The 23994-nt window shown below is 45.9% G+C and carries 22 protein-coding genes; 7 read left to right on the top strand and 15 right to left on the bottom strand.

Annotated elements, in window-relative coordinates:
* The first annotated feature begins 80 nt into the window (after positions 1-80).
* The 6 genes from OS145_RS05790 to OS145_RS13415 all read left to right on the top strand — a co-directional run bounded on the left by OS145_RS05790 (position 81) and on the right by OS145_RS13415 (position 6199).
* On the top strand, positions 81-1637 hold the full coding sequence (locus OS145_RS05790; RefSeq protein ID WP_006955292.1) for a GGDEF domain-containing protein: 1557 nt from the start codon (positions 81-83) through the stop codon (positions 1635-1637).
* Between the two features lie 30 nt (positions 1638-1667).
* Entirely contained in the window at positions 1668-3023 is a 1356-nt protein-coding gene (gene ppnN, locus OS145_RS05785; protein WP_006955291.1) for a nucleotide 5'-monophosphate nucleosidase PpnN, read from the top strand.
* Positions 3024-3027: 4 nt separating this feature from the next.
* Positions 3028-3402: a DUF3192 domain-containing protein gene (locus OS145_RS05780; RefSeq protein WP_006955290.1), complete on the top strand. Its 375-nt coding sequence runs from the start codon at positions 3028-3030 to the stop codon at positions 3400-3402.
* Entirely contained in the window at positions 3399-4787 is a 1389-nt protein-coding gene (locus OS145_RS05775; RefSeq protein ID WP_006955289.1) for a hypothetical protein, read from the top strand. Before OS145_RS05780 ends, OS145_RS05775 begins: the two co-directional genes overlap by 4 nt.
* A 92-nt stretch (positions 4788-4879) precedes the next feature.
* Complete coding sequence (locus OS145_RS05770) at positions 4880-5884, top strand: isocitrate dehydrogenase (RefSeq protein WP_006955288.1); 1005 nt, start codon at positions 4880-4882, stop codon at positions 5882-5884.
* 165 nt (positions 5885-6049) lie between these two features.
* A complete protein-coding gene (locus OS145_RS13415) occupies positions 6050-6199 on the top strand; it encodes a hypothetical protein (RefSeq protein ID WP_165477447.1) in 150 nt (49 codons plus the stop codon).
* 105 nt (positions 6200-6304) lie between these two features.
* Here the strand turns inward: OS145_RS13415 and OS145_RS05765 are convergent, their stop codons facing one another.
* From OS145_RS05765 to OS145_RS05745, 5 genes are all read right to left on the bottom strand, one after another.
* Positions 6305-6784: a hypothetical protein gene (locus OS145_RS05765; protein ID WP_006955287.1), complete on the bottom strand. Its 480-nt coding sequence runs from the start codon at positions 6782-6784 to the stop codon at positions 6305-6307.
* Between the two features lie 26 nt (positions 6785-6810).
* A complete protein-coding gene (locus OS145_RS05760) occupies positions 6811-7353 on the bottom strand; it encodes an RHS repeat-associated core domain-containing protein (protein WP_006955286.1) in 543 nt (180 codons plus the stop codon).
* 263 nt (positions 7354-7616) lie between these two features.
* On the bottom strand, positions 7617-8588 hold the full coding sequence (locus tag OS145_RS05755; RefSeq protein ID WP_006955285.1) for an IS30 family transposase: 972 nt from the start codon (positions 8586-8588) through the stop codon (positions 7617-7619).
* Between the two features lie 95 nt (positions 8589-8683).
* Positions 8684-9352: a hypothetical protein gene (locus OS145_RS05750; protein ID WP_131382152.1), complete on the bottom strand. Its 669-nt coding sequence runs from the start codon at positions 9350-9352 to the stop codon at positions 8684-8686.
* A gap of 368 nt (positions 9353-9720) precedes the next feature.
* A complete protein-coding gene (locus tag OS145_RS05745; protein WP_006955283.1) occupies positions 9721-14190 on the bottom strand; it encodes an RHS repeat domain-containing protein in 4470 nt (1489 codons plus the stop codon).
* Positions 14191-14336: 146 nt separating this feature from the next.
* Between OS145_RS05745 and OS145_RS05740 the strand changes: the two genes are divergently transcribed.
* Positions 14337-14885, top strand: a complete 549-nt coding sequence (locus tag OS145_RS05740) for a hypothetical protein (RefSeq protein ID WP_131382150.1) — start codon at positions 14337-14339, stop codon at positions 14883-14885.
* Positions 14886-14945: 60 nt separating this feature from the next.
* Here OS145_RS05740 and rlmM read toward each other — a convergent pair whose 3' ends face one another.
* The 10 genes from rlmM to OS145_RS05690 form a co-directional block, all read right to left on the bottom strand.
* Positions 14946-16022 carry a 23S rRNA (cytidine(2498)-2'-O)-methyltransferase RlmM gene (gene rlmM, locus OS145_RS05735; protein WP_006955281.1) on the bottom strand — a complete coding sequence of 359 codons (1077 nt, stop codon included), beginning with the start codon at positions 16020-16022 and terminating at the stop codon, positions 14946-14948.
* Positions 16019-16390 (bottom strand): DUF423 domain-containing protein, encoded by a 372-nt coding sequence (locus tag OS145_RS05730; protein WP_006955280.1) that lies wholly within the window; start codon positions 16388-16390, stop codon positions 16019-16021. The genes rlmM and OS145_RS05730 overlap by 4 nt, the downstream gene beginning before the upstream one ends.
* Positions 16387-17013, bottom strand: coding sequence for an alpha/beta family hydrolase (locus OS145_RS05725; protein ID WP_006955279.1), 627 nt, complete (start codon positions 17011-17013; stop codon positions 16387-16389). Before OS145_RS05725 ends, OS145_RS05730 begins: the two co-directional genes overlap by 4 nt.
* Complete coding sequence (locus tag OS145_RS05720) at positions 17010-17918, bottom strand: transcriptional regulator GcvA (RefSeq protein ID WP_006955278.1); 909 nt, start codon at positions 17916-17918, stop codon at positions 17010-17012. Before OS145_RS05720 ends, OS145_RS05725 begins: the two co-directional genes overlap by 4 nt.
* A 1-nt stretch (position 17919) precedes the next feature.
* On the bottom strand, positions 17920-18372 hold the full coding sequence (locus OS145_RS05715) for a hypothetical protein (RefSeq protein WP_006955277.1): 453 nt from the start codon (positions 18370-18372) through the stop codon (positions 17920-17922).
* An 89-nt stretch (positions 18373-18461) separates the two neighbouring features.
* Positions 18462-19226 carry an SDR family oxidoreductase gene (locus OS145_RS05710; RefSeq protein WP_006955276.1) on the bottom strand — a complete coding sequence of 255 codons (765 nt, stop codon included), beginning with the start codon at positions 19224-19226 and terminating at the stop codon, positions 18462-18464.
* Between the two features lie 11 nt (positions 19227-19237).
* Positions 19238-20134, bottom strand: a complete 897-nt coding sequence (mmsB, locus tag OS145_RS05705) for a 3-hydroxyisobutyrate dehydrogenase (RefSeq protein ID WP_006955275.1) — start codon at positions 20132-20134, stop codon at positions 19238-19240.
* A 29-nt stretch (positions 20135-20163) separates the two neighbouring features.
* Positions 20164-21300, bottom strand: coding sequence for an enoyl-CoA hydratase/isomerase family protein (locus OS145_RS05700; RefSeq protein ID WP_006955274.1), 1137 nt, complete (start codon positions 21298-21300; stop codon positions 20164-20166).
* Between the two features lie 9 nt (positions 21301-21309).
* Positions 21310-22467, bottom strand: a complete 1158-nt coding sequence (locus OS145_RS05695) for an acyl-CoA dehydrogenase family protein (protein WP_006955273.1) — start codon at positions 22465-22467, stop codon at positions 21310-21312.
* A gap of 23 nt (positions 22468-22490) precedes the next feature.
* A complete protein-coding gene (locus tag OS145_RS05690; protein WP_006955272.1) occupies positions 22491-23987 on the bottom strand; it encodes a CoA-acylating methylmalonate-semialdehyde dehydrogenase in 1497 nt (498 codons plus the stop codon).
* Positions 23988-23994: the final 7 nt, after the last annotated feature.

The raw sequence follows: 23994 nt of genomic DNA, 5'->3' as shown, positions 1-23994 counted from the left end.
TACGTGCTTTCATCGAACATTTATAATTGAATGGTATACACTATGAGCATGAACATAAGAAAACGCTGTGAGACTGAGTTTTGAATCAATCGAATTCGACCGAAGAAAAACTAGCTATATTAGAAAAGCGACTCAACCAAACGATTCAGTCGCGAAAACAGCTCGAGGACGAATACCAACACGACTGGACTCATTTTTCCAACATGCTAACGCAGCTTTCATATGCTTGCGGAGGCTTAGACCAAAACCTTGATAACGCGTTAACCAAGCTGCGCGGTTTATTACAAAGAAACAGTGGAATGGAACTTTTGAAACCTGTTATGACAGAGTCAGAAGCTCATATCCAATCTGTTGCCAACCAAGTTCAGCGCAATCTAAAAGATGCTCACGAAGTCACCTTTGCAACACTCAACTGGTTACTCAAGCAACCCAACCTATCAAAGAGCGCGCGTTCGGAGTTACAACGCATCATTGAATTGAGTCAATCACAACACGTCTCAATCATGCATTATATGCCGTTGATGATTACACTGCTCAACTATTGTCAGCGGCTTGGCAGTGACATCGTAAGTGCACCAGAACAGCAAAGCCAAGCGCATCAAAAAATAGTGCTTAAGCTTATCACGCAATTGGAGTTTAATGGCTCGACAGAGCAACAGCTCAACTTAATCGCGAGAAAACTTAAAGGGAAACTCGACAACACCGAATTACTCTCAGTGTTAGTCAATTTACTAGAAACCATCATTCATGGCGTCAGTCTCGAGCGCCAATCGGCGCAGAATTTTCTGTTAGAAATTTCGCAAACCCTAGGTGTTGTTCAAGGCACACTCAATCAAAGTGTAAATGAGCGAGGTCATTATGAGAGTGAAAATTCAAGCCTCAATGAACAACTCCAATCTAACGTTGATCGATTAAATGCATCGGTGCAGAGCGCACAACATTTAGAGACACTTAAGCAAGAAGTAGCAAGCCACCTGTGTCAGTTAAATGAAACATTGAAAGAAAAATTGGCACTAGAAGAGCATGAGCGACAGCACTTCGAGCGCACCACGGCAAAACTGAACAGCAAACTGACACATTTTGAACAACAGGTGCATCATTACAAACAAAAGTTGGCTGAGCAAAAATTTAAAAGCTTACAAGACAGTCTAACGAAGCTACCTAACCGTGCCGCACTCGAAGAACGTATGCGGGTCGAAGAACAACGCTTCAAACGAACGAAAGAACCTGTCAGCATCGCCGTCTTAGATATCGACTTTTTTAAGCGTATCAACGACAATTTCGGTCACAGCGCGGGCGATAAAACGTTACAAGTCATTGCAAGTATGTTAAGAAAGGCAGTTAATGAATCAGATTTTGTCTGTCGATATGGTGGAGAGGAGTTTGTCGTACTGTTCCCCAACACACCGATCGCAGATGCTCAAGCACGCTTAGAAAAGGCGTGTGAACGTATCCGTAATATCCCATTCAAATTTAGATCAGAAGATATTAGGATTACCGTATCGGTTGGTATTGCTGAGTTACAGCAGGTCAACCAATCGTTAACCTCACTATTCGAAACAGCTGATAACGCACTGTACGAAGCCAAGAAGACAGGCAGAAATAAAATTGTATTAGCAAGCGCTGTATCGAATTGAGGAACACTGTTTAGGAGTAAGAAATAAGTAATGAAAGCAAGTATTTCACCTCAGGGAAGCATGTCCCTGCTATCACAATTAGAAATCGAACGATTAAAAGCATCATCAAATAGTCAACTTTATAAGCTCTTTCGTAACTGCTGCTTAGCAGTTCTTAACGCAGGTAGCCACACCGATAGCTCAGCGGATATCTACGACAGTTATAAAGACTTTGAAGTCAATATCATTCGCCGTGAGCGCGGGATCAAACTCGAGCTTATCGAACCACCAGAAGAAGCCTTCGTAGATGGTGAGGTTATTGTCGGCATCCGAGAGCTACTTGAATCAGTCTTGCGTGACATCTTGTTTACGGGTGAGCGTTATTCAGAAACTGACTTAGAGCACGCTGACAGCGCGACCTTGACTCACGTTGTTTTTGATATTTTACGAAATGCACGTACATTACGCCCTCAAGAAGAGCCCAATATGGTGGTTTGTTGGGGTGGACACTCAATTAATGAGATTGAGTATAAATACACGAAAGATGTCGGCTATCATATCGGTTTGCGTGGACTCAATATCTGCACTGGCTGTGGGCCAGGAGCCATGAAAGGTCCGATGAAAGGCGCAACAATTGGTCATGCAAAACAGCGTGTTGAAGGTGGTCGCTATTTGGGCTTAACAGAGCCAGGCATTATTGCTGCTGAGCCACCTAATCCAATTGTCAACGAGTTGGTGATTTTACCTGACATTGAAAAACGTCTTGAGGCGTTTGTGCGGTGCGCACACGGAATTGTCATATTCCCAGGTGGTGCAGGAACTGCTGAGGAGCTACTTTATTTATTGGGAATTTTGATGCACCCTGATAATCAGCGCCAAAGCTTACCTGTCATTTTAACCGGTCCTGCATCATCGCGTGACTATTTTGAAGCTTTAGATGAATTCATTGGTGCGACTATCGGTGATGAAGCCCGCCAGTTATACAAAATAATCATTGATGATCCGGCAGCCGTAGCTCAACACATGCATGCGGGTATGGCAGCGGTGAAACAATATCGACGTGACTCGGGTGATGCTTACTACTTCAACTGGACATTAAAGATTAATGAAGAGTTCCAGCGTCCCTTCAGTCCAACCCATGAAAATGTAGCTGCGCTCAACCTTCATCCAGATCAACCCAAAGAACGTTTAGCCGCGGACTTACGTCGCGCATTCTCAGCAATCGTGGCAGGTAATGTGAAAGATGAAGGTATTCGTCAGATACGCAAAAACGGTGTATTTACGATTCATGGTGAGCAAAGTCTAATGAAGCGACTTGATGAGCTATTACGAGCGTTTGTTGAACAAGGTCGCATGAAGCTGCCGGGTTCAGTATACAACCCGTGCTATAAAGTCATTACGGACTAATCGAATGCGCAAGCTTGGCTTAGTATTGTTTGTAGGTATTGTCGACTACATCGCCATTCTAGGACTGGTAAAAGTATTTTACCAAGCAGATCCAGCGGATATGAAGTGGCAGGAGCGCGAAACCTACAACGCAATGCAAATCGGTCAGCTCGAACTCGGTATGTCAAAGGATCAGGTGATCCGTATGCTCGGATCGCCTGATATAAATGAAGCAAAGGAAACCTCACGCGGTGATCTCCACGTGCTATTTTATCGCACACATCATGTGACTTCCGACGGTATCACAACCAAGGACGAGTGTACTGCGTTATTATTTGAAAATAACCAACTAACGGCTTGGGGGAGTGGCGCATACGATAGCTATAAAGGCACTCAATGAATCGTTTAGATGAATTTTTAACGTCGTTTCGCTCTGCACTAGTACACTCCACTGCCGTTGAAATATACGCACAAACCAAGAAGCTTGAATACGAGATAAGTGAATATCAGTGGCCTGACTATTTTGCTCACTGGGCACTGGGTCATCGAGCGCAAAACCTGCCACACACGCTTGCGCTTCAAAGCGCAATCAATGTATTCAAGTTGAGTTATGAGCTAGGTTTAGCTACACCTTTCCGAAGACTATTAATGACTGCAGTATTAATTCGTACTTTGCCGACCCACTTAAGCAATACGAATCGTCTAAAATCTGAAGTTTTACATGCATGTCTTCATAAAAAAGAACGCCGTCACCACTATGCGTACTATTTAGTCGATTGGTCGTTGCACTTGGCGCGATACCAACTCGCCTTAGACGGCAAAGGAACCCTAAACCAACTTTTAATCGGCGAACATCACCTAGAGTATTGGCCCTACGCTGAACTAAGTCGACCGTACAGGGTAGAAAAGCTAACCAGCGAACACCTCGAACCGGCTTTACAGCACAAGAGAGCGACGCCAGCGTATCTGAATAACTCAGTCAAACCGCCCAAGACACTGCTTAAAGCAATCAAGCGATTTGCGGATGGAACAGATTCATTAACTCCAATCATCGCAGCAATTGAACAACAGCCGGGTCTTAGAAAGGCGCTCCATCAAGCTGCGCGTGAGCATGCGCAGGTAGCCCCGTTTAAATCAACAAAACACGCGTACCTCTATCTTGGCGCGCAACGGGCGTCTCGTGTGCTGGCGTCCGCCAGTTTGCAGCAACACCTTGACCGCCATCGTATTCCGCTGCATGAGAGCCTGATGCAGCGACTGTCCTTACTTATTGAACTCTGGCGGCGACTTAATCAAACTGCTCAAATTAAATGGCCTGTACGAGAGAAGCTAATCGCGCAGATTATTGCAACTGACCTAATACATCATCCTACGCTTGCCAGTGCCATTCGATGGCCCGCTGTACCCGATGATACATCGCTCAGTATATTCTCTATTATCGGCGCAGTTGTAGAAATTGAAAGGCAAAAATATAGCTCCATTCTAATTCATCGCTGGCGGCTACCTGAACAAGTAAATCACCTAATCAGGGTTCAACATGAAGTGACGAATAAACAACAAACAGTTTTCTTGCTCGGCTGCATCCTTTTACAACAGCTTTATGCAGGAGAAAAACAAACGCCTAAACGCTGGCTCGCGTTACTGCCCAAACTTTGCGAACGCCTCAATTTAGATGCGACGCAGTTATTGCGTATCAAAAACGAGGCCATATCGTTTTGTCATAGTTATACGCCATTAAACACACACATTTGCGCAGTGAATGATTACAATCACCCAAGCGAATAATATCCACGCTAGTCCATCGGCGGTTGTAGTGCTAGACTTTCGGAATCCGCAAACTCCTAATTTAATGTAGTAGCTAGGCATAAGGAACGAATATGAGCAGAAAAATCACAGTGATCCCAGGCGATGGTATTGGTCCCGATATCGTCAAATCGGCCCTCGCTATTCTAGAAAAAGCGGGCTGTGAATTCGACTACGAATTTGTCGACGCAGGTCTCACAGCGCTCGAGAAAACGGGTGAGTTGTTGCCACAAGCTACATTGGACGCCATAGCTAAGAACGGCGTTACCTTAAAAGGCCCATTAACAACTCCGGTTGGAGAAGGCTTTACTTCAATTAACGTCAGTTTGCGTAAGCGCTTTGGTCTGTACGCGAATTTACGCCCAGTGAAGTCATTCAAAGGTACTCAAGCACGTTATGACAATATCGATATTATCACGGTGCGAGAGAATACCGAGGGTATGTACTCAGGTTTGGGTCAGAAAGTCAGTGAAGATGGTTCAGAAGCGGAAGCAATGAGCAAAATCACACGCGCTGGAGCTGAACGTATCGTGCGTTTTGCCTATGACCTTGCTCGCCGCGAAGGCCGTAAGAAAGTGACAGCGGTACACAAGGCAAATATCCTTAAATCAACCTCTGGACTGTTCCTAAAAGTCGCCCGCGAAATCGCTGATGAATACCCCGACATTGAATCAGCCGAGATGATTGTTGATGCAGCATGCATGCGCTTGGTGATGAACCCAGAAGACTTCGACGTATTAGTCACCACCAACTTATTCGGCGATATTCTATCTGACCTTTGTGCAGGCCTGGTTGGCGGTCTTGGTATGGCGCCTGGTGCAAACATAGGCAAAGATTGTGCAATTTTCGAGGCTGTACACGGTTCAGCACCGGATATCGCAGGTAAAAATTTAGCCAACCCAAGCTCGGTCATTTTAGCCGCTGTGCAAATGCTTGAGTATTTAGAAATGCCTGAGCCAGCAGAGAAAATTACTCGTGCTTTAGCTGAGGTTATCGAATCAGGTGATCGTACAACGCGCGATTTAGGTGGTAGTCATGGCACTACTGACTTTACAGACGCCATCATTGAGCGTTTATAAACAGAGCTAATTTTCATTGTCTAACTTAGAATTGAAAAAATAGCATTCCATCTTTATAAGTCGATAGCTGAAAAAGGCTTCGTGTAAATAGCAGAACATTACGCCCAAGCCAAAGCTCAAAAGAGTTTACGAGAATAAGCGAAACATCATAGGGCTTGTGTAGAGATGGACTGGAGTCCGGAGCAGGTATCGGTTATCTACACGCGACTAGATTATCCAATCAGTCACGAGTGGATTTACAGTTACGTTCTCACTAATTTTTACGGTGGCGATGGTGTATTTACTCACCCTCGCCACCAACTATTGATGCCCTGACCCTGCACCGTCTCATCTGAATATTGAACAGCTACTACTTGTCTTGATGTAAGCAAAGAAAAAAGCCCTGCGAGGGCGAGGCTTTGGGTTCAAAGTGTAAAAGTGTTACTCAACTCTATAACAAGCTGACTTTTCTTTTATAAAATATTCAGTATTGGCTCGGTAATTTGTTGGGACTTTCAAATTTATATCCGAAAGCCCTTTACTTTTCAATTTGAGTTTAAATGTATTTTCGTCAAATGGCCCATCAATTTCATCTTTGCCTAAGTTTATAATCCAGTATTCTTTTTTTTCTGAATAATGAGTGATTATGGTTGGAACATTATTGATGTCATAACAATCAATACTGTCAGAAACCATTCGAAGAACAAATAATTCATCACCTTTGATTTCATAATCTACAACTAACTGATCAATGATTATCAAATTTTTCGATTTATCATATACATATAAGTGATCTGTGTCTTCACTCACTGATAAATTAGAATTCATTAATTTATATTGTTCACAAGATACAATTAAAAATGAAATTACTAATATTAATAATTTTTTTAAATACTTAGTCTTTATGTCTATAAATTTCATTTAGCTACCTTAATACCTATATATTTTTAAGGACGGTAGGGAATTACTGTACCAACATTTCCATGATAATGTATTTGAAATGGTGTTCCACTTATTGGCGCTCCAAAAAAAGTACCAAAATTCCGCAACATTTCTCTTGAAATTTCTCGTGGAGACATATTCCAGTGCATTTCAAAGTCATATTTCCCATCGTATATACCATATGTTCCATCTGGTCTATGTCTAATGGTACTTTGACCATGAACAGAATACCCTCCTACTATTATTGCATCAGCCTGAACATGACCATTAGGAGCTAACCGCAAAGGTAATAACACTCGAACTGTAATCAATCCAGCTTGAACTGTAACTTCAAGGTTTCTATCATCAATCAGCTCATACAACCAATCAGCTTCACCTTTATTTTTGAAATCACCTATAGCTTCAACTTCAGAGACAATCCGTTTGACTGCGCCAGCTCTACTCTCTCTACCAGAAGAACCACCTTTTTTAATCACGTTGGTACAATTAGGATCATTGCTGTAAAAACGCCCGATAACCGGATCATAGTATCGTGCCTGCATATACATTAGTCGACAGTACGATCAATAATGCATAGTAAGAAAATTTCTTTTAATCCAATGTGTTAGCAGTATAGTCTAGTTCTCGATGCCTCTCCAATTGAGCACCAAAAACAAAGCCCCGCGAGGGCGAGGCTGTCGAGTTGGATTCAATTTTACGAAGCCCGTTCTCCAGCTTTGGTGACAAACCCCAAGCAGCATTCAAAGGCTAAAAAAAGCCCCACCATCGAAGGGCGGGACATTGGATTCAAAACATTATTTCCTAGATTCAACTAATAACTGCAACACTCGCTCATAGCTTGTTGCAATTGCTCTTTAAAAATTATGTCTGGCTGAATAAACCCAAGAGTTTTCCTGGGTCGTAAATTCAAGCGCTGCTGATATTTAGCTATCAGCTCGTTGGTTACAGTGCTCAAATCAGTACCTTTTGGCACGTATTGACGCAATAAGCCGTTCGCATTTTCGTTCGCGCCGCGCTGATAAGAAGCATACGGGTCAGCAAAATAAAAGTCGGTCTCGAGCTCTTTTGCAATTCGTTCATGACCTGCAAATTCTAAACCGTTGTCGGCCGTAATGCTGTGAACCAGAGCCTTAAAGGGCTGCAGCATTTCTATAGTCGCGTCAGCAACGGCATCAGCGTGTTTACTTGTGACTTTTTTCACGAGATAAAATCGGCTTTTACGCTCTAAAAGTGTAACGATAGCTCCGGTTCCGCGCTTGCCGATAACGGTATCTATTTCCCAGTCGCCGTAGCGTTCTCGGTCATCAATAATTGCAGGCCGATTGTGTATCGAGCGACGACCTAAAATATGACCGCGTTGCTTGTGCAAGCGTTTTTTATAGCGTCTTAACCGGTGGCGAAGGTGAGTAAATAAACCACCACCGCGATAAAAGTCAGCCAGTACATAATTGTAAATCCACTCGTGACTGACTGGATAACCTATCCGCGTACAGATAGCTGATATCTGCTCCGGACTCCAGTCCATCTCGAGCATAAGCTCGACGGCGTTTCGGGTATTCGCGCAAACCCTTTTGGGCTTTGGCTTTGAACGCCGTTTTAACGTGCGCTTTTGAGCCAGTTGAGGGTCATAAGACCCACATAAACTGTTGTTACGTCGCAACTCTCGATGGACGGTCGAGGGCGCAATATTCAGCTTTCTCGCAATCTCTCGTTGTGAAAATTCTTCTGAGAGCAACGCAGAAATCTGGTATCGTTGTCCCTCGGTCAGCTGCCGATAACTCATGTTGGAACTCACTTTTTTTGGTCGAAAAGTAAGACTACCACATGTGGGTAGCTGACCTCCTTCCGACTTATTCCATTACATGAGTGCTGCGGTTATTATCTGAATTCAGGTTTCAGATTTTTAATAGCGCATTGTGAGTCCGTAATATCGAGTTGAAATATCCTTTTAGGTTCTATAGCAGCATTATCTTCATCTAAAATAATCAATCGCATATCGTCATATTTTAATGATTTCACTAATCTTAAAGGAGAAATATCAGCAGAAATTTTGCAAATATTATTTTTTTCATTAAATGAATCATATAATAGGGATACTGGTTCATTACTACCCCACTGAAACACTCTTGTTCTTTCCGGGCTTCTCTGAGAAATTACGACAATCATTTTAGCTTTCCATACAGCGTCTTCCAAAATGTAAAGAAAATCACCGAATTTTCCAGTCCCATTAAAATTGCATTCCCCGTATCCAGCTTGAATACGGCAATAGTGGCCGACTTGCACTAACAGGTCTTCTAAACTACCTATTTTTTCGAACTTTTTAATTATTCTTTTGTAAACTTTTAACAATTCACCTGAGTTAGTGTCTTTCAATTTATTTAGAAACCAAGGGTCTATTCTAAGTTGATACGCCAAACTCTCAAGTGCCACAGACTCATTTTCTAATATATCCTCACTTGAAATAGATAAATGAGAATAAGTAATGGTCAATGTCATTAAAATTAAAAAATATATTTTCTTCATAATTATTTTTATTAATAGGGCCAATGTAGTCTTTTTGAGTCATCCAACCTTTGAATGGGAGTACGTAGAAATAAAGAATAACTACTTAAAGCCTTTTTATGCCGCAGTTTGGACATTTAGGCACTGGTTTTAGAGTCCTAATATCAGGCATGCCATGCGATGTAGAATTATACCTGTATAGTAAAACTCCACAATTTTCACACCGGATTAATGCAATACCAATACATCCGATAGCATAAATAATAAAAAACACCCAGCTAAGTAACGGATCTGTAACCGCTGTTACTGGATAAATCAATATCCAGCAGGTACTCAGTAACCCCCAGAATTTTAACCTTGCGGTTGAATATTTAATATCAGGGTTATTGATGTTCAGCTCATTTTCTTTCATCTTAAAACACATCTTTTATAGCATCGACAGTATCTTTCACAATTGAAGTTGTCGCTATACCAGAAAACTCAACGCCAACTGTAGCGCCTACTTTTACTGATGGTTTGATTTTCACAGCATCTACCCCAATACTTGCTTCTTCTCCACCCGAAGGCGTAATAGATCCATCTGCGTTTTGAGACATCACATCTTTAGATACTGAAACAATAACAGCGCTTGCCTCTGCATTTACCTTAACATCAGACGACGTCCCATTTCTTGCTGGAGACGAAGAACTTTCGGAAATCCCTCCTTCATAAACCACACCAGCAGCTAATCCCATTCTAGGTCCGCCAGAGACAGTTACAGATAACTCCAATGTCTCAGTATCAAACGAAGTCTTCAGAGAAACTTTAGCCCCCCCGATTACCGCTATTTCGGCACTTACACCAATGGATAGTTTTTCCTCACCTGTTGGATCAGTGTATTTGTAGGGGTTGTTAGCAACATATGAATATCGATTGAAAGTGTCAATTTCACCTGTAAATCCAACAGGATCATTGCTGTAAAACCGCCCGATCACTGGATCATAGAATCGTGCCTGCATATAAACGAGCCCGGTGTTATCGCCAACATGACCCGTGTACCCTTGTTGGCTGGCTGGACTTAAATCATCTCCCACCTGAGCCACTGTTTCACCATCAAGGATTATCTTATAGCTACTATGTCCGTTCTGCGCGCTCATTAACAGCGCACCCTCTCGACTGTATACCGTTAGCCGTTTTTGTCCACCCTGCTCTACAGTGAGGCGATGACCGTGCGCATCGTACTGGTACTGCGTATCCCCTAATTGCGTTAAACGCCCCGCTCCGTTATAGCTTAAACTATCTATGCCCGTATGGGTGACGCGTCCAGCGCTGTCGTAGCTAAACTGTCGATGCGTACGACCCGATACACTCATCAGCTGGTCTTGTGCATCGTAGTGATAGGTTTGAGATACCCCATCCTGCGCCAATGACGTCAGATTTCCCCGCCGGTCATACGCATAATTCATTGTACCAAATGCATCAGCGTGCGCGCTTATCAAACGGTTAACGCCGTCATACATCAAGTTATCAATCGATTGCGCTCCATGCACCGCATCAAACACCAATATTAGGTTGCCAGCCGCGTCATAATCGTAGCTCTTATCGATGACAGATGAGCCACTACGTACCACCTGTGTACGCGCTAACCGTAAGCCCTCCTCATCCATTAACCGGTAACTGGTCAGTCCGTTCCCCAGTTGCATACTTCGCATACGCCCATCACTGTGGCGCGTCAGACGTGTCACGATATCTCCCGCTTGGGTCGCTTGACCACGACCATCAGGGGCATAGTTCACCGTATAACCATCGGGATAACGACGTTCGGTGAGGGCATGGGCATCATTATAACGGTATGTAAACGCATAACTGTTGCCCTCATACTCTAAGCGCTCTTCCGTTAATTGTCCCAGTGCGTTATAGCTATAAGTCCACGCACTATCACCATTACTTGCGCTAACCATCTCGCCGTCGGCACGATACGTGTAGGTCGCATCCGCCGTTTCGCCCGGATAGTTAATATGGGTCACTTGGTCTTGTGCGTTAAAGGTACGGACGGTTGGGGCTTCACTCCCGACCCAACGTTTAATCGCATTACCCGCTGCGTCTCGCTCATAGTGGTGAGTAAATGCAGGATATTGTTCAGCCACTACATAATCGGTATAAACAGAGTCATAACGATAGCGAATCGTTTGACCCGCTTGCTGGATCGATTGCGCTCGTCCCACGCTATCATAGATTAATGAAGTCACAATCGTACCACTTGACGAAGGCGCCTCAATGCGAACCAGTTCGCCATCTCCGGCTGAACCGTAGCCGCTGTAATAACGTGTCGTGATGAACCCTCGCGGGTCGGTCTCCTCCACCCGATTATTACTCAAATAACGCCATTGTGTGTCACCATACGGGGTCTGTACGCGAGTCTTACGTTGTAGCGCGTCATAAGTGTAATAATTTCCCACTCCATTACCCAACTGATGGCTCCATGTGGATTCAAAGGCCAATTGGCCATCCGGCGTGTAAGCACGCTCTCGATACCGCGTGTCATTCGTTGATACATCACTATCTGCCTCACGTATGACACGATGAAATCCATCCAATGTGTATTGATTAACATGAGCGCCTTGAGTCACTGTATACGCGTTTGCACGCCAATCGTAAGTTGTGGGAATGCCAATTGCCGGGCGCTCTTCAGCCAGCCGACCTAAAGCATCATAGGCGTATGTGGTCGTGATATTCAGCGCGTTGGTCATCGCCGTAATTTCACCATAACGATTTACCGCGCGTGTTTCGGTACCCATTGGACGCTCAATCTGACGCGGAATACCTCGATAGTAATCGGCATACGTTGTTTCGAATCCACGCGGCGATACGTACTTTACTAACTGCCCATTGTTATACGCGAAGGTATGATTCACGCCGTTATTGACAATGGATGTGACATTGCCCCAGTTATCATACGACCATGTTGTTTCGCTAATATCGTCAACCCGTTTTGCTGTTGGTCTATCTATCAACCAAAGGTCCGTGAGCGTTTGATAGTCTCGCTCAATCCTACGCGAACCCGCGCTCCCCGACTGCACCTCAACACGGGGAGAGCCAAACCGTGTAAAGTCGCTATATGCCGTTGTGTAAATATCTTGATTGCTGAGATGCCAGTCTACACGACGCTGCTTCAAATCGGCTCGCTTCTCATAACTATCAAGGTGAGTGAATAGCATTTCAGCAAGGCCAATTCGCTCGCTCGGGCGGTAACTCAATAGCGAGGTTTTCAATATATCAATACCATTCGCGGCTAATTGGCGCTTTGCAATCAGTGAGCCTTGTAAATAAGATGACGCGTCGCGGTTGTAGAAATACTCGGTGATGCTCCCGCCGGGAGACTTTACCCGTGTTTTGCGCGTCGTATAACGGTTAACACCGTTGGGCACTGTACCCTCTAATCGTGCATCCGTCCCAGGTGTCACGTTATCAAAGTAGCCCTCGGGATCATCATACCAATAATGCCACTCCAACGCAGTGCTAAGGCCCGGCCCTGTGATGCGTTTTGACCCGAGTGCATACCCTGTTCGGCATTCCGGATTCGGAGTCGACGTCCAATTTAGTACGGTCAGTGTATTTGCTTTTGATATCCGTCGTTGCTTCAGCGTAAATTCACCGGTTAAACCATCAGGATGTTTGATACTGACAGTAAAGGACTTTGTTCCCACATTATGTCTACAAGTGGGTGATTCTCCTAGACTATCATAACTTGACCGCAATGTTTCAGCCTGTCTCAAACCCATCTCAGATATATTGTACGACCAATAGCGATTGTCGGGGCGCGTTACACGCGTCAGTGAGTTACCTGTGTAATGATAGGTCCACGTTCTCGCTCCCGCGCTAACAGACGCTACTCGATTATCTTGATATGAAATGATTAACTCGCGCCCATCGGATGCACTGATTCTAATTACTCGCCCTTGGTTATCATAGTGATACCGAACAACATTACCATGCACATCCTCAACTCGCGTTGCCATCATATAAGCTTGGTAACGCGCGATAGCCTTAAAGTCCTTTTCTATCGGTTTGACTTTTATCAAGCGGAGCCTTGAAAAGGTATAGGTATCTCCATTAGGTGCCTGTGCGATAAACTGCTCCCCGCTAGAATTTGGGTTGCTTTCACAACGAATACGCCATCCTGACTTTGTCACTTTTTGATAAACAACGGCCCCCGTTAAATACCCCACGTTTTCCATCAGTTTCTCACTCGTACGCCCAGGTACGTTTAGCGTATCCCCGTTCCAATACTCGTAATTCGCATAAGTCGAGCCATAAAACCAAATTTCACCCGGGTTAAGGGGTCCACTGCATTCAAGCCCTTGTCCCCAAGAGCCTGAGTAACGAGTACCATTTCTCAGCAGGGTGGTGTGAATATGGGGGATATCAATCATCCAATCGCCAACATCTAAGGTATTGTAAAAACTGAATAGCGCCCCTTTGAAACTCCGCTGGAATGCCACAGGTAACGCAAAATTACCGGGCAGCGAAACATCAGCTTGTGTGAAAGTCAGTGCCCCCGTATCTGTATCTACTTGCTCACCCAATAAGTCGGTCGTGTGCTCGGTTGGCTTTGTTTGTATCGTGAGTTTTGCATTGATGTTTTCATGCATCAAATCAATGCCGCTAACACCACCATCACCGTCTCCTCCCCCTCCCCCTCCTGGTAAAGGGTCAACTGGGGCTGCTTGCACAGAGACAGAAGGTGGTGCATTAGGAGTAAAGATCGCACCATCATACTCACTCTGAATTGAATTCAATTTGGTTTTATCGGTTTCGACTCGCGCGTGAGTTAACGATGGAAAGCTCGCTAGTCCTACGAAAATAGACAAAACCAATGAGGTGACGCTAAAAGATATTTTCATGATAAGTAGGTTATTTTGTTATTTTTGTGTTTAGTCAACACTAATACAGCTAATAACTTTATGCAATTATTTATATATAAATGTTGTTTTAATGGGCTTGGTATGATTAATTAGGATTGAAGAACAACATATGAATGGAAAAGCTCGTGTTAAAACAATCAATTTCATTTTGCGCGCTTGCGGCATCGATTGGTGCGTCAGCGACTCAATATATATTGCCACCGACTCCGACTCCGGCTCAGCCTACCGTTACATTGGTCTCTGACACCCAATTAACTCTGTCTTGGACGAACCATTTTCTTGCTGACTTTTACGAGATCCGCCCACTTGAGGATGGGGTTAATTTAGCCAGTCAAGTGGCTTCTACACCGTGGTCGTACACCGGCGTCCTAAACCACCAATATCAATTTAAAATCCGAGCCTGTCAGCAAATCAATGAGCAGCCTGCTCCCGTCGAGCCGCCTCGCTTTCCTGTTAGCACATACAACTCGACGACTCATTCCACATGCTCTGATTGGTCAATTGCAAGCGCGCCAATAACGCTCGCAGATAGCACAGCATCAGCATCGCGGACAGTTACCTACTTCCACACTGATGCGCTGGGCTCGGTCGTTGCAGAGTCCGATGAGCAGGGAAATATCAAAAAAGCACGTAGTTTTACGCCATACGGTGATGAAATTGAGAGGCAGCAATGAGCGTAAACGTCGCGCAATGTGCGCGACGTACGCGTAAAACATCTATTTTTTCAGCTTGGGTTATAGCCAGCGTAGGTGTACCGTGATTTCTTCTCTGTCATGATACAAATGTTTGGCTTGAATTTCGAAGCTCCGTTCGCCCTGCTCTTGCAGCTGCTCGGTTATTTGTTCCAAATACTGCTTTACAGAGGCGTAGCGTTGACGCATCGGTAGCTTTAAGTTAAATATTGCTTCTTTGCAGTATTCTTCTAACAGCCAGGCTGTCATTAGCTCACCTACCCGCGCAGGCTTTTCGACCATATCGCACACGAGCCAAGTGACATTGCGACGCTTGGGACGATATTTAAAACCGTCTTCACGAATGTGCTCTACCTGACCGGTCTCCATTAGGCTATCCGCCATTGGACCATTATCGACGGCTTGTACCATCATGCCACGACGTACCAGTTGATATGTCCAACCGCCCGGTGCGGCACCGAGGTCGACTGCACGCATACCGGCTTGAATTCGCTGCTCACGTTCCTCTTCTGGCACGAAAACATGAAATGCTTCGTCTAACTTCAACGTAGAGCGACTCGGTCCATTGGATGGCATGCGTAAACGCAAAATCCCTTCTTCATAAGGACTCTGATTGAAGCTGTAGGAATACCCCAATAAAGCGTACGCCTTATTAACAAAAAACACGTGTAAAAACGGACGCTTCGCGAGTGGCTTCTTGCTTAGCAAGTCGACAGCGCGTAAGCCCTGGCGTAACGGTACAGCAAACTTACGACAAAACTTAGCAATAGCGTTCGCTTCATTGCTATCAGGTGTTTCTACACGTAACGCCCCCGCGAGCCCAAACCACTCTTTATGAGGTTCTAACGCTTCTTTAACGACACTGACACGATCCTCAATACCTGCAAGCTGAGCACTTGCTAAAAGAACAAAAAACGTGCGGGTGAAGATGAGTTCTTTTAATGGTAATTTTTTGGCTAAATGATCCGCTTCTTCTGCTTGGCAATGATAAACCACATAGGCTTGATCGGCCTGTGTTTGGCAATACCCATATACACCGAGTGCGGCTGCTTTTTCTTGGATCTCTGCCGCACAATCCCCTTCAAAACCTGCACGACACAGCAATACCAATCCATTCATGCTTTAACTGCTCCAACTAATAAGCAAATCCAACCCAAAATAAATAACAAACCACCGAGCGGTGTTATCGGACCAAACCATTTGATGCTGGTCAGCGCCAGCGCATATAAACTACCTGAAAATAATACCACACCTAACGCCCAGAAGATGCCCGCGGCAGCGACCCATGGTGAGGGGGCAAACCGAAGCCATAATCCCGCCAGCAATAACGCGAGTGTATGATAGAACTGATAGGTCACACCGGTCTGAAATACCGTCAGTAACTGTTCACTCAATCGACTCTTTAACCCATGTGCCGCGAATGCCCCGAGTGCAACCGCTACCGCACCATATAGTGCTGCAATAATTATCAATAACTGACTCATCATTTTAAAAACTCCTCAGTAAGTCGGCTCGCCTGAAGCCATAAGCGCTCACGTAAATGACGTTTAGCGGCAGTCGGTTCAAACCCATGATCACCGCCCTCAAGCCATTGAATCTGCCAATGTGACGGCAATATTAACGCGCTATTGCGAACCTGTTTTGCAAATGGATCGCGCGTCCCCTCGATAATTAATCCGGGACTACGTGCATACCCTAACTCGTCTAAGCGAGAGCGCTCGGGTTTAGACGGTGGATTAAATGGAAATCCCAGCGCGATTTGACCCTGCGCTTCAAATTCATCCGCCAGTCGCAACATGACTCGACTTCCCAGTGACTTCCCTGCAAACCAAGTAGGTTTACCGTCTTGCTGCAACGCAGATAACCACATCTGCATTTGCTCTACTAGACGTTCCATCCTATCCGGCGGACGCTTAACTCCAGTTGCTCGGACTTTTTGCCAGTACGGAAAGTCCGGGCGTACGATCTCAAAACCGAGTGCTTGCCACTGGTCGGTAAAAAACTCCATAAAAGGGGTATCTGGGCCACCCCCCGAGCCATGAAAAAAGACGATACGTTGCGCGTTGCTTTCACCTACGACTTGATAGGTCGTTCCCTTTAGATGCTTCATTCTGATTTCAACTCGAAGGCGCGTTCTTCTTCGTGCACCAATTGCATGATCCAGTTGCGAAAGGTGGCGATCTTACCGATTTCTGACTGATTGTCACGGCAGACAAGATAAAATGCCTTATTACGGCGCAGCGCCTGAGGAAAAATACGTATCAAGTGCCCGCTATCAATTTCTGGTTTAGCCAAAACGTGATTCGCCAAGGCAATGCCCTGCCCATGCACCGCTGCCTGTAATGCGAGGCTTGAGTGACTAAATACAGGCCCACCATCTTTTATCGGTTTTCTTTCGCCCACCATTTCAAACCAGTCGTTCCAGGCATTCCGTGTTTCATCATGCAACAGCGTATGCTTTAGCAAATCGGCCGGGGTCTGGACGTTCATGCGTTCAGCCAAAATAGGTGAACACACTGGCCACAAATACTCTTTGTGCAAACGGTAACTCTTTACCCCTGGCCAGCGCCCATCACCATAATAAATGGCGACATCGACGTCGTCGGTGAGTGAGCCGGTAATTTCATCCACGGCCTTAATACGAATATCCATATCCGGGTGCGCCTCCCGAAAACTGCTCAAGCGGGGCACGAACCACAAAATAGCAAAGCTCGGTGGCACTGAGACGGTCAAGGCCCCCTTTTCAGAGACCAGTCTTAACTTGTCAGTCGCCTGTATTAGTTGCGCAAAAATATCTCTTAACTGCAGATAATACGCCTGGCCTTCTTCGGTCAGTAATAGTGTCCGATTACGCCGAATAAACAACTTAATTTGCAAAAATTCTTCCAGCGCTTTGACTTGATGACTCACCGCGGCTTGGGTAACGAATAGTTCTTCTGCCGCTTTGGTAAAGCTCAAATGGCGTGCTGCAGCTTCGAAAGATTTAAGCGCGTTCAGCGGCGGCAATTTTCGCATGTCATTTATCCCCGCCCATCGCGCCACTGAACTTATTCACCGCATCGATATACTTATCGCGGGGCAGTTCGTGTGCCATTAAGCCCAAAAATTCAGTAAGGTGGGTCAAAATTACGCTGACATTTAACTGCTCGCCGTTATCGAACTTCAGCTTAAATGAGTGCCATAGAGGTGAGTAGTCGACCTCAGTAACATCAGCCCAGCGTTTCGTACGAGGTTGAGACCATGCCTGCGTGTAACTGAGCTCTGATTGCTTCAAATTAATTTGTTTAAAGAAGATTTCGCCGGATAGCTTAAACGCGAAAACAACGCTCGCGAGCGCAACGATAGATGTGAGTATTTGCGACAATAAATCGTTTGGCCACTCTAAATAGGCTAACGCTAAAATGCACAGTGCGAGCCAAATCGCACAGATCGGAATGGTTTTAAACAGTAAGGGATACGTCATTTTCATAGTTAAGCGTCTCTGTTAGCACTCGAGCAACGAATACTATAACAGAGACGCTAAGCTATGAGCCACATGGGGTTCGGTTTAGCGTTTAATTATAAACGCACACCACCGTCAATCTCCACGACGCGACCACTGAAGAAGTCGTTTTCAATGATATAACGCGCGCTATGAGCGATCTCAGTCGGCTGACCCCAACGTTTTAGAGGTACCATGGATAAAGCACGTTCTACCGCTTCTGGCTTCATTTGGGCAGTCATCGGTGTTTCAATAAAGCCTGGCGCGATAGCACCGCAACGAATACCATAACGACCGAGTTCACGCGCCCAAGTAACCGTCATTGCCACAACACCGGCTTTGGTGGCAGCATAGTTAGTTTGACCGATATTACCCGCACGTGCGACGCTCGAGATATTAATGATGACACCTTTCTTGCCGGCTTTAACCATTTGCGCTGCCGCTTCACGACCACACAGGAAGGTACCGGTAAGGTTAACATCCAACACCGACTGGAATTGTTGCAGTGGCATCTTCTGCTTGATTTCGCCATCTTTGAACTTAATCAATAACCCGTCACGCAATAGACCGGCGTTATTAACTAAGACATCAATGCCACCAAACTCTTGTTGAATTTGCTCAAATACCGTCTCGACTGATTCCTCATCGGTAATATCGACTTCATAGCCGATCACTTTTTTAGCACCCAACTTTTCACAGACTTCTTGTGCATCACCTAATACATCACCGTTAATATCAATTAACGCCAGTTGTGCGCCTTGCTTGGCAAAATCTTCTGCCATCGCCAAGCCTAAGCCTTGTGCGCCACCTGTGATTACAATTACGCTATCTTTTACTTGCATGAACTGCCTCTTTATTTTTTCGAGATCGGTGTCAAATAGTTAAAAATACTCGAGAAGTCTTGTCGACCATGGCCCTGCTGCGACCATCCATGATAGAGGTTACGGGTTAAAGCGCCCATCGGCGTAGCAGCGCCCGACTTTAATGCGGTTTGCTGGGCGAGACCCAAGTCTTTACTCATCAGATCAACCATAAAGCCACCCTGATAATCATTACTCGATGGTACACCTTCCATCACGTCAGGGCACGGATTATAGACTTCTAATGTCCAGTTGCGACCTGAACTTTGCAACATGATTTCACTCAATACTTTCGGATCAAGACCATTGGCTTTACCAAGTTGCAATGCCTCAGAAGTACCTACCATCAGTACTGAAAGCAGCATATTATTGCATATTTTGGCGATTTGACCCGCACCGACATCACCCGCGCGGAACACATTTTTGCCCATGTCATTGAGTACGGTGCGTGCACGATCCACATTGCCCTCAGTGCCACCGCAGATGAACGTTAAGGTCCCCGCTTTGGCGCCACCGACACCACCTGAAACCGGTGCGTCAATAAAGGCAATACCCGCTTGTTGTAATTGTTCACCCACATAGATCGCAGCTTCCGAAGAGATGGTACTGCAATCAATGACCAACTGCTTATCCGTCAATACGTGTACAAGTCCCTCATCACCTAAGTAGACCGACTCGACATGATGGTCGGCCGGTAACATGCTGACGACAAACTCCACGCCTTCAACCGCCTCGCGAGGGCTTGCACAGGCTCGGGCGCCCGCAGCTTCAACCTGTGCTAGGGCGTCTTTCGATAAATCAAACGCATTTACATTGTGACCTGCTTTAGCCAAGTTCATGGCCATCGGTCCACCCATGTTGCCTAATCCGATAAATGCGACATTCGCCATGTTCGACTCCTTCTTGTTGTCGATAGTTATTATTTTTTCATCAACACTTGCTCAAGCGCTGCTAATGGATGTGTACGCTCGCCCCACGGTGGGTCGAAAAACCCGTCGATGGCCTCTTCCGTCACATCGCCTACGCTTGCAAACTGCCACTGCGGCTGTTTGTCTTTGTCGATGAGTAATGCACGAATACCCTCGGCGAAATCACCACGCACGGCGCAATTACACGATAATGTAAGCTCGAATCTAAAGCAGTCTGCTAATGACAGATCCGCACCATGATGAGTTTGTTGCCACACTAAGTGAGGCGTGATTGGGCAACCATGACTTAGATTTTTTTGCGCCTTCTGGAACCACTTATCGTCTTGTTGCTCGGCCAAAACTCGTTGGGTCGCTTCAGTCACACTACTTGCAGACATACATTGTTGTATGGTCTCAAGATGGGGTTCAACCTGAGGACTGGGTAGCGCAGTATCATCCTGTTCAGCAAGACGCTCGAGTGTATCGGTTACTTTTTGATGATTCAGTGCGCCCGTATCCCCCCATTCAATAGCCTGTAGTGCTTCGATGACTTGAGCTTTATGTTCGTGACCGACGAACTGATCAGCAAGATTAAGGAAAAGAGCGTCAGACGCATTCATAGTCGCGCCAGTCATCCCTAAGAATGCACCACAACCTTCCGGCATCCGGTTCAAGAAATACGTTGCCCCCACATCGGGGTATAAACCGATGGTAACTTCCGGCATCGCCAGCAATGAGCGTTCTGTTACGATGCGGTGACTGGCGCCATTCATTAGACCCATACCACCGCCCATCACAATACCATCACCCCAGCAGATGATCGGCTTTGGATAGGTCTGAATGGCATAATCTAATTGATACTCCGTAGTGAAGAAGTTCTCGACTTCTTCAACTAATTGGCCGGGCTGTGCTTGCATCGCTTTGTACATAGCAACGATGTCGCCGCCGGCACAAAACGCTTTTTCACCTGCGCCTTGCAGCCAAACACAAGCCACCCGAGGATCATCAGCCCAGGCTTGTAATTGGGGCAGCAGTGTTTCTGCCATTGCCAAGCTGAGCGCGTTGAGTGATTTTTCAGAGTTTAGCGTAGCAACGCCGATGACTTTGTCACCGGCGTTGATTGTTTCAAGAATTACGGGAGTTTGCATGCCGACTCCTTACAAAATTTGGCGGTCGCTATCAGCTAGAATGCGACGTGCAATGATCAGTCGCATCACTTCGTTGGTTCCCTCAAGAATTTGATGAACGCGCACATCACGAACATGGCGCTCAAGCGGATATTCTTTGATATAGCCGTAACCACCATGGATTTGTAGTGCTTCATTACACACTTGGAAACCGATATCCGTGGCAAAGCGTTTAGCCATCGCACAATAGGTTGTCTTATCGGGATCATTGTTATCCACTTTCGAAGCAGCTAATCGAACCATTTGACGTGCTGCAACAAGCTCAGTCGCCATGTCCGCCAGTTTAAACTGAAGCGCTTGGAATGCTGCTAACGGTTTACCAAACTGACTGCGTTCGTGCATATACGCAGACGCCGTCTCTAATGCTGCCTGCGCAGTACCTACGGAACAGACCGCAATATTGATACGACCGCCATCCAGTCCCATCATCGCGAACTTGAAGCCTTCTCCTTCATCACCCAACAAGTTCTTGGCTGGGATACGCACATCCTCAAAGGTTACCAGACGGGTAGGTTGAGCGTTCCAACCCATTTTATCTTCTTTTTTGCCATAGCTGATGCCCTTTGCATCGGCTGGTACAACAAAGGCAGAAATACCTTTAGGGCCCGCCTCTCCAGTGCGTGCCATGACCACCATCACATCCGTTGAACCGGCACCTGAAATAAACATCTTAGAACCGTTGAGAACGTACTCATCGCCTTCTTTTTTAGCGCTGGTGCGTAAACTTGCGGCATCTGAACCAGAGCCTGGCTCAGTTAAACAGTAAGAGCCGAGCTTTTCACCCGTCACTAATTCTGGCACCCATTCATCGATGACGTCTTGTTGACCGAATGAGCCAATCATCCAGGTCACCATATTATGAATGGTCATCATCGCGGTGGTGGCTGTACAACCACCCGCTAATTGTTCGAAAATAAGTGCTGAGTCTAAACGACTCATGCCAAAACCACCCGCCTCTTCTGGGGTATACATTCCCATAAAGCCCATCTCACCCGCCTTACGGAAAACCTCGATGGGGAAATGAGCTTCTTCATCCCAGCGCGCTGCGTTAGGTGCAAGTTCTTTATCCGCAAACGCTTTGGCAGTATCGACAAAGGCTTGTTGGTCTTCTGTTAATTCAAAGTTCATGCTAACTACCTTTAACTTATCAATTACTTCAGGTGAATAGACATATTAGGTCCACTCGCCTCAATATCACTCTCAAACCAACGCGCAGTCACGGTTTTGGTTTCGGTGTAGAAGCGGATCGCTTGCTTACCATAAGCATGCAAGTCACCAAAGAATGAACGTTTCCAGCCAGTGAACGAGAAGAATGGCAATGGCACCGGGATAGGAATATTGATACCGACCTGACCGACAGTGACTTCGTGTTGGTATTTGCGCGCTGCCGCACCATTCGAAGTGAAGATTGACGTGCCGTTACCGTACGGGTTGTTGTTCACCAACGTCAGTGCATCGTCTAGGTCCTCGACTTCCATCATACTAAGCACGGGACCAAAGACTTCCTTTTTATAGATATCCATATCAGCGGTGACTTCAGAGAATACCGTTGCGCCAACCCAGTTGCCGTCCGGCAAGCCTTCCACGGTGCAACCACGACCATCGACAAGTAGCTTGGCACCTTCATTTTCACCGTCGGTGATCATTTGTTCAATACGCTCTTTAGCTTGTGGACTAATGACAGGTCCGTACGCTGCGTTCTCATCGTTCCAAGCGCCTGGACGAACTTTTGCAATCGCTTCAGCGACTTCAGGGATCCACTCTTTCGCCGCGCCGACAAATACTGCGACTGAAATTGCCATACAACGTTGGCCTGCCGCTCCGACAGAAGCACCGACGAGGTTGTTAATGACTTGCTGCTTATTGGCATCAGGCATGATGACACAATGGTTTTTAGCACCCGCGAACGCTTGTACGCGTTTACCGTTCTCCGTACCACGACGATAAATGTATTCGGCGACAGGTACTGACCCAACAAATGATAACGCATGAATTTCAGGATGGTCTAAAACGAAATCAACTTGGTCTTTACCACCGTGAATCACCTGCAGTACGCCTTTAGGCGCGCCCGCTTGCTCAAATAGCTCAACTAAGCGTGTTGGCGTCAATGGATCTTGTTCTGAAGGCTTTAAGATGAAAGTGTTACCGCAGGCAATAGCCATCGGGAACATCCATAATGGGATCATCGCGGGAAAGTTAAACGGCGTGATACCCGCACAAATACCGAGCGGCTGAATGTAGCTGTAAGAGTCGATAGAGCGTGCTACGTTTTCGACCGTCTCACCCATCATCAATGATGGAATGTTCGCGGCTTGCTCAACCACTTCAATGCCGCGCCATACATCACCTTTGGCATCTTCAAAGGTTTTTCCAGTCTCTTGCGCTAAGATTTCTGCAATTTCTTCTTGGTGTTCTTTAAGCAATGCCTGATAGCGCATCATGACACGAGCACGCTCAGAAACAGGCACTTCTTTCCACGTTTTAAAGGCTTCTCGTGCACTCGCAACAGCAGCTTCCATCTCGTCTTGAGTCGCGCATGGAGCTTCAGCAATCACTTCTTGGGTCGCTGGATTGGTTACCGGAATCCAAGACTCAGCTTTTGAAGCGCGAAACTCTCCGTCGATATACAGAGGCACTTTTTTAGACATAACTCAC

This window comes from Idiomarina baltica OS145 (genome assembly GCF_000152885.1).
GTDB lineage: Bacteria > Pseudomonadota > Gammaproteobacteria > Enterobacterales > Alteromonadaceae > Idiomarina > Idiomarina baltica.
The sequence above is the reverse complement of the archived record's forward strand: the minus strand, read 5'-3'. Positions and strand labels throughout refer to the sequence as shown.

What these genes read in the sequence shown, in the direction of transcription:
- OS145_RS05775 (WP_006955289.1), top strand. Translation starts at nt 3,399, where the DNA reads ATGAATCGTTTAGATGAATTTTTAACGTCGTTTCGCTCTGCACTAGTA.
- mmsB (WP_006955275.1), bottom strand. Translation starts at nt 20,134, where the DNA reads ATGGCGAATGTCGCATTTATCGGATTAGGCAACATGGGTGGACCGATG.
- OS145_RS05725 (WP_006955279.1), bottom strand. Translation starts at nt 17,013, where the DNA reads ATGAAGCATCTAAAGGGAACGACCTATCAAGTCGTAGGTGAAAGCAAC.
- OS145_RS05770 (WP_006955288.1), top strand. Translation starts at nt 4,880, where the DNA reads ATGAGCAGAAAAATCACAGTGATCCCAGGCGATGGTATTGGTCCCGAT.
- OS145_RS05690 (WP_006955272.1), bottom strand. Translation starts at nt 23,987, where the DNA reads ATGTCTAAAAAAGTGCCTCTGTATATCGACGGAGAGTTTCGCGCTTCA.
- OS145_RS05755 (WP_006955285.1), bottom strand. Translation starts at nt 8,588, where the DNA reads ATGAGTTATCGGCAGCTGACCGAGGGACAACGATACCAGATTTCTGCG.
- OS145_RS05780 (WP_006955290.1), top strand. Translation starts at nt 3,028, where the DNA reads ATGCGCAAGCTTGGCTTAGTATTGTTTGTAGGTATTGTCGACTACATC.
- rlmM (WP_006955281.1), bottom strand. Translation starts at nt 16,022, where the DNA reads ATGAATGGATTGGTATTGCTGTGTCGTGCAGGTTTTGAAGGGGATTGT.
- OS145_RS05765 (WP_006955287.1), bottom strand. Translation starts at nt 6,784, where the DNA reads ATGAAATTTATAGACATAAAGACTAAGTATTTAAAAAAATTATTAATA.
- OS145_RS05700 (WP_006955274.1), bottom strand. Translation starts at nt 21,300, where the DNA reads ATGCAAACTCCCGTAATTCTTGAAACAATCAACGCCGGTGACAAAGTC.
- OS145_RS05730 (WP_006955280.1), bottom strand. Translation starts at nt 16,390, where the DNA reads ATGATGAGTCAGTTATTGATAATTATTGCAGCACTATATGGTGCGGTA.
- OS145_RS05715 (WP_006955277.1), bottom strand. Translation starts at nt 18,372, where the DNA reads ATGAAAATGACGTATCCCTTACTGTTTAAAACCATTCCGATCTGTGCG.
- OS145_RS13415 (WP_165477447.1), top strand. Translation starts at nt 6,050, where the DNA reads ATGGACTGGAGTCCGGAGCAGGTATCGGTTATCTACACGCGACTAGAT.
- ppnN (WP_006955291.1), top strand. Translation starts at nt 1,668, where the DNA reads ATGAAAGCAAGTATTTCACCTCAGGGAAGCATGTCCCTGCTATCACAA.
- OS145_RS05720 (WP_006955278.1), bottom strand. Translation starts at nt 17,918, where the DNA reads ATGCGAAAATTGCCGCCGCTGAACGCGCTTAAATCTTTCGAAGCTGCA.
- OS145_RS05710 (WP_006955276.1), bottom strand. Translation starts at nt 19,226, where the DNA reads ATGCAAGTAAAAGATAGCGTAATTGTAATCACAGGTGGCGCACAAGGC.
- OS145_RS05745 (WP_006955283.1), bottom strand. Translation starts at nt 14,190, where the DNA reads ATGAAAATATCTTTTAGCGTCACCTCATTGGTTTTGTCTATTTTCGTA.
- OS145_RS05760 (WP_006955286.1), bottom strand. Translation starts at nt 7,353, where the DNA reads ATGTATATGCAGGCACGATACTATGATCCGGTTATCGGGCGTTTTTAC.
- OS145_RS05695 (WP_006955273.1), bottom strand. Translation starts at nt 22,467, where the DNA reads ATGAACTTTGAATTAACAGAAGACCAACAAGCCTTTGTCGATACTGCC.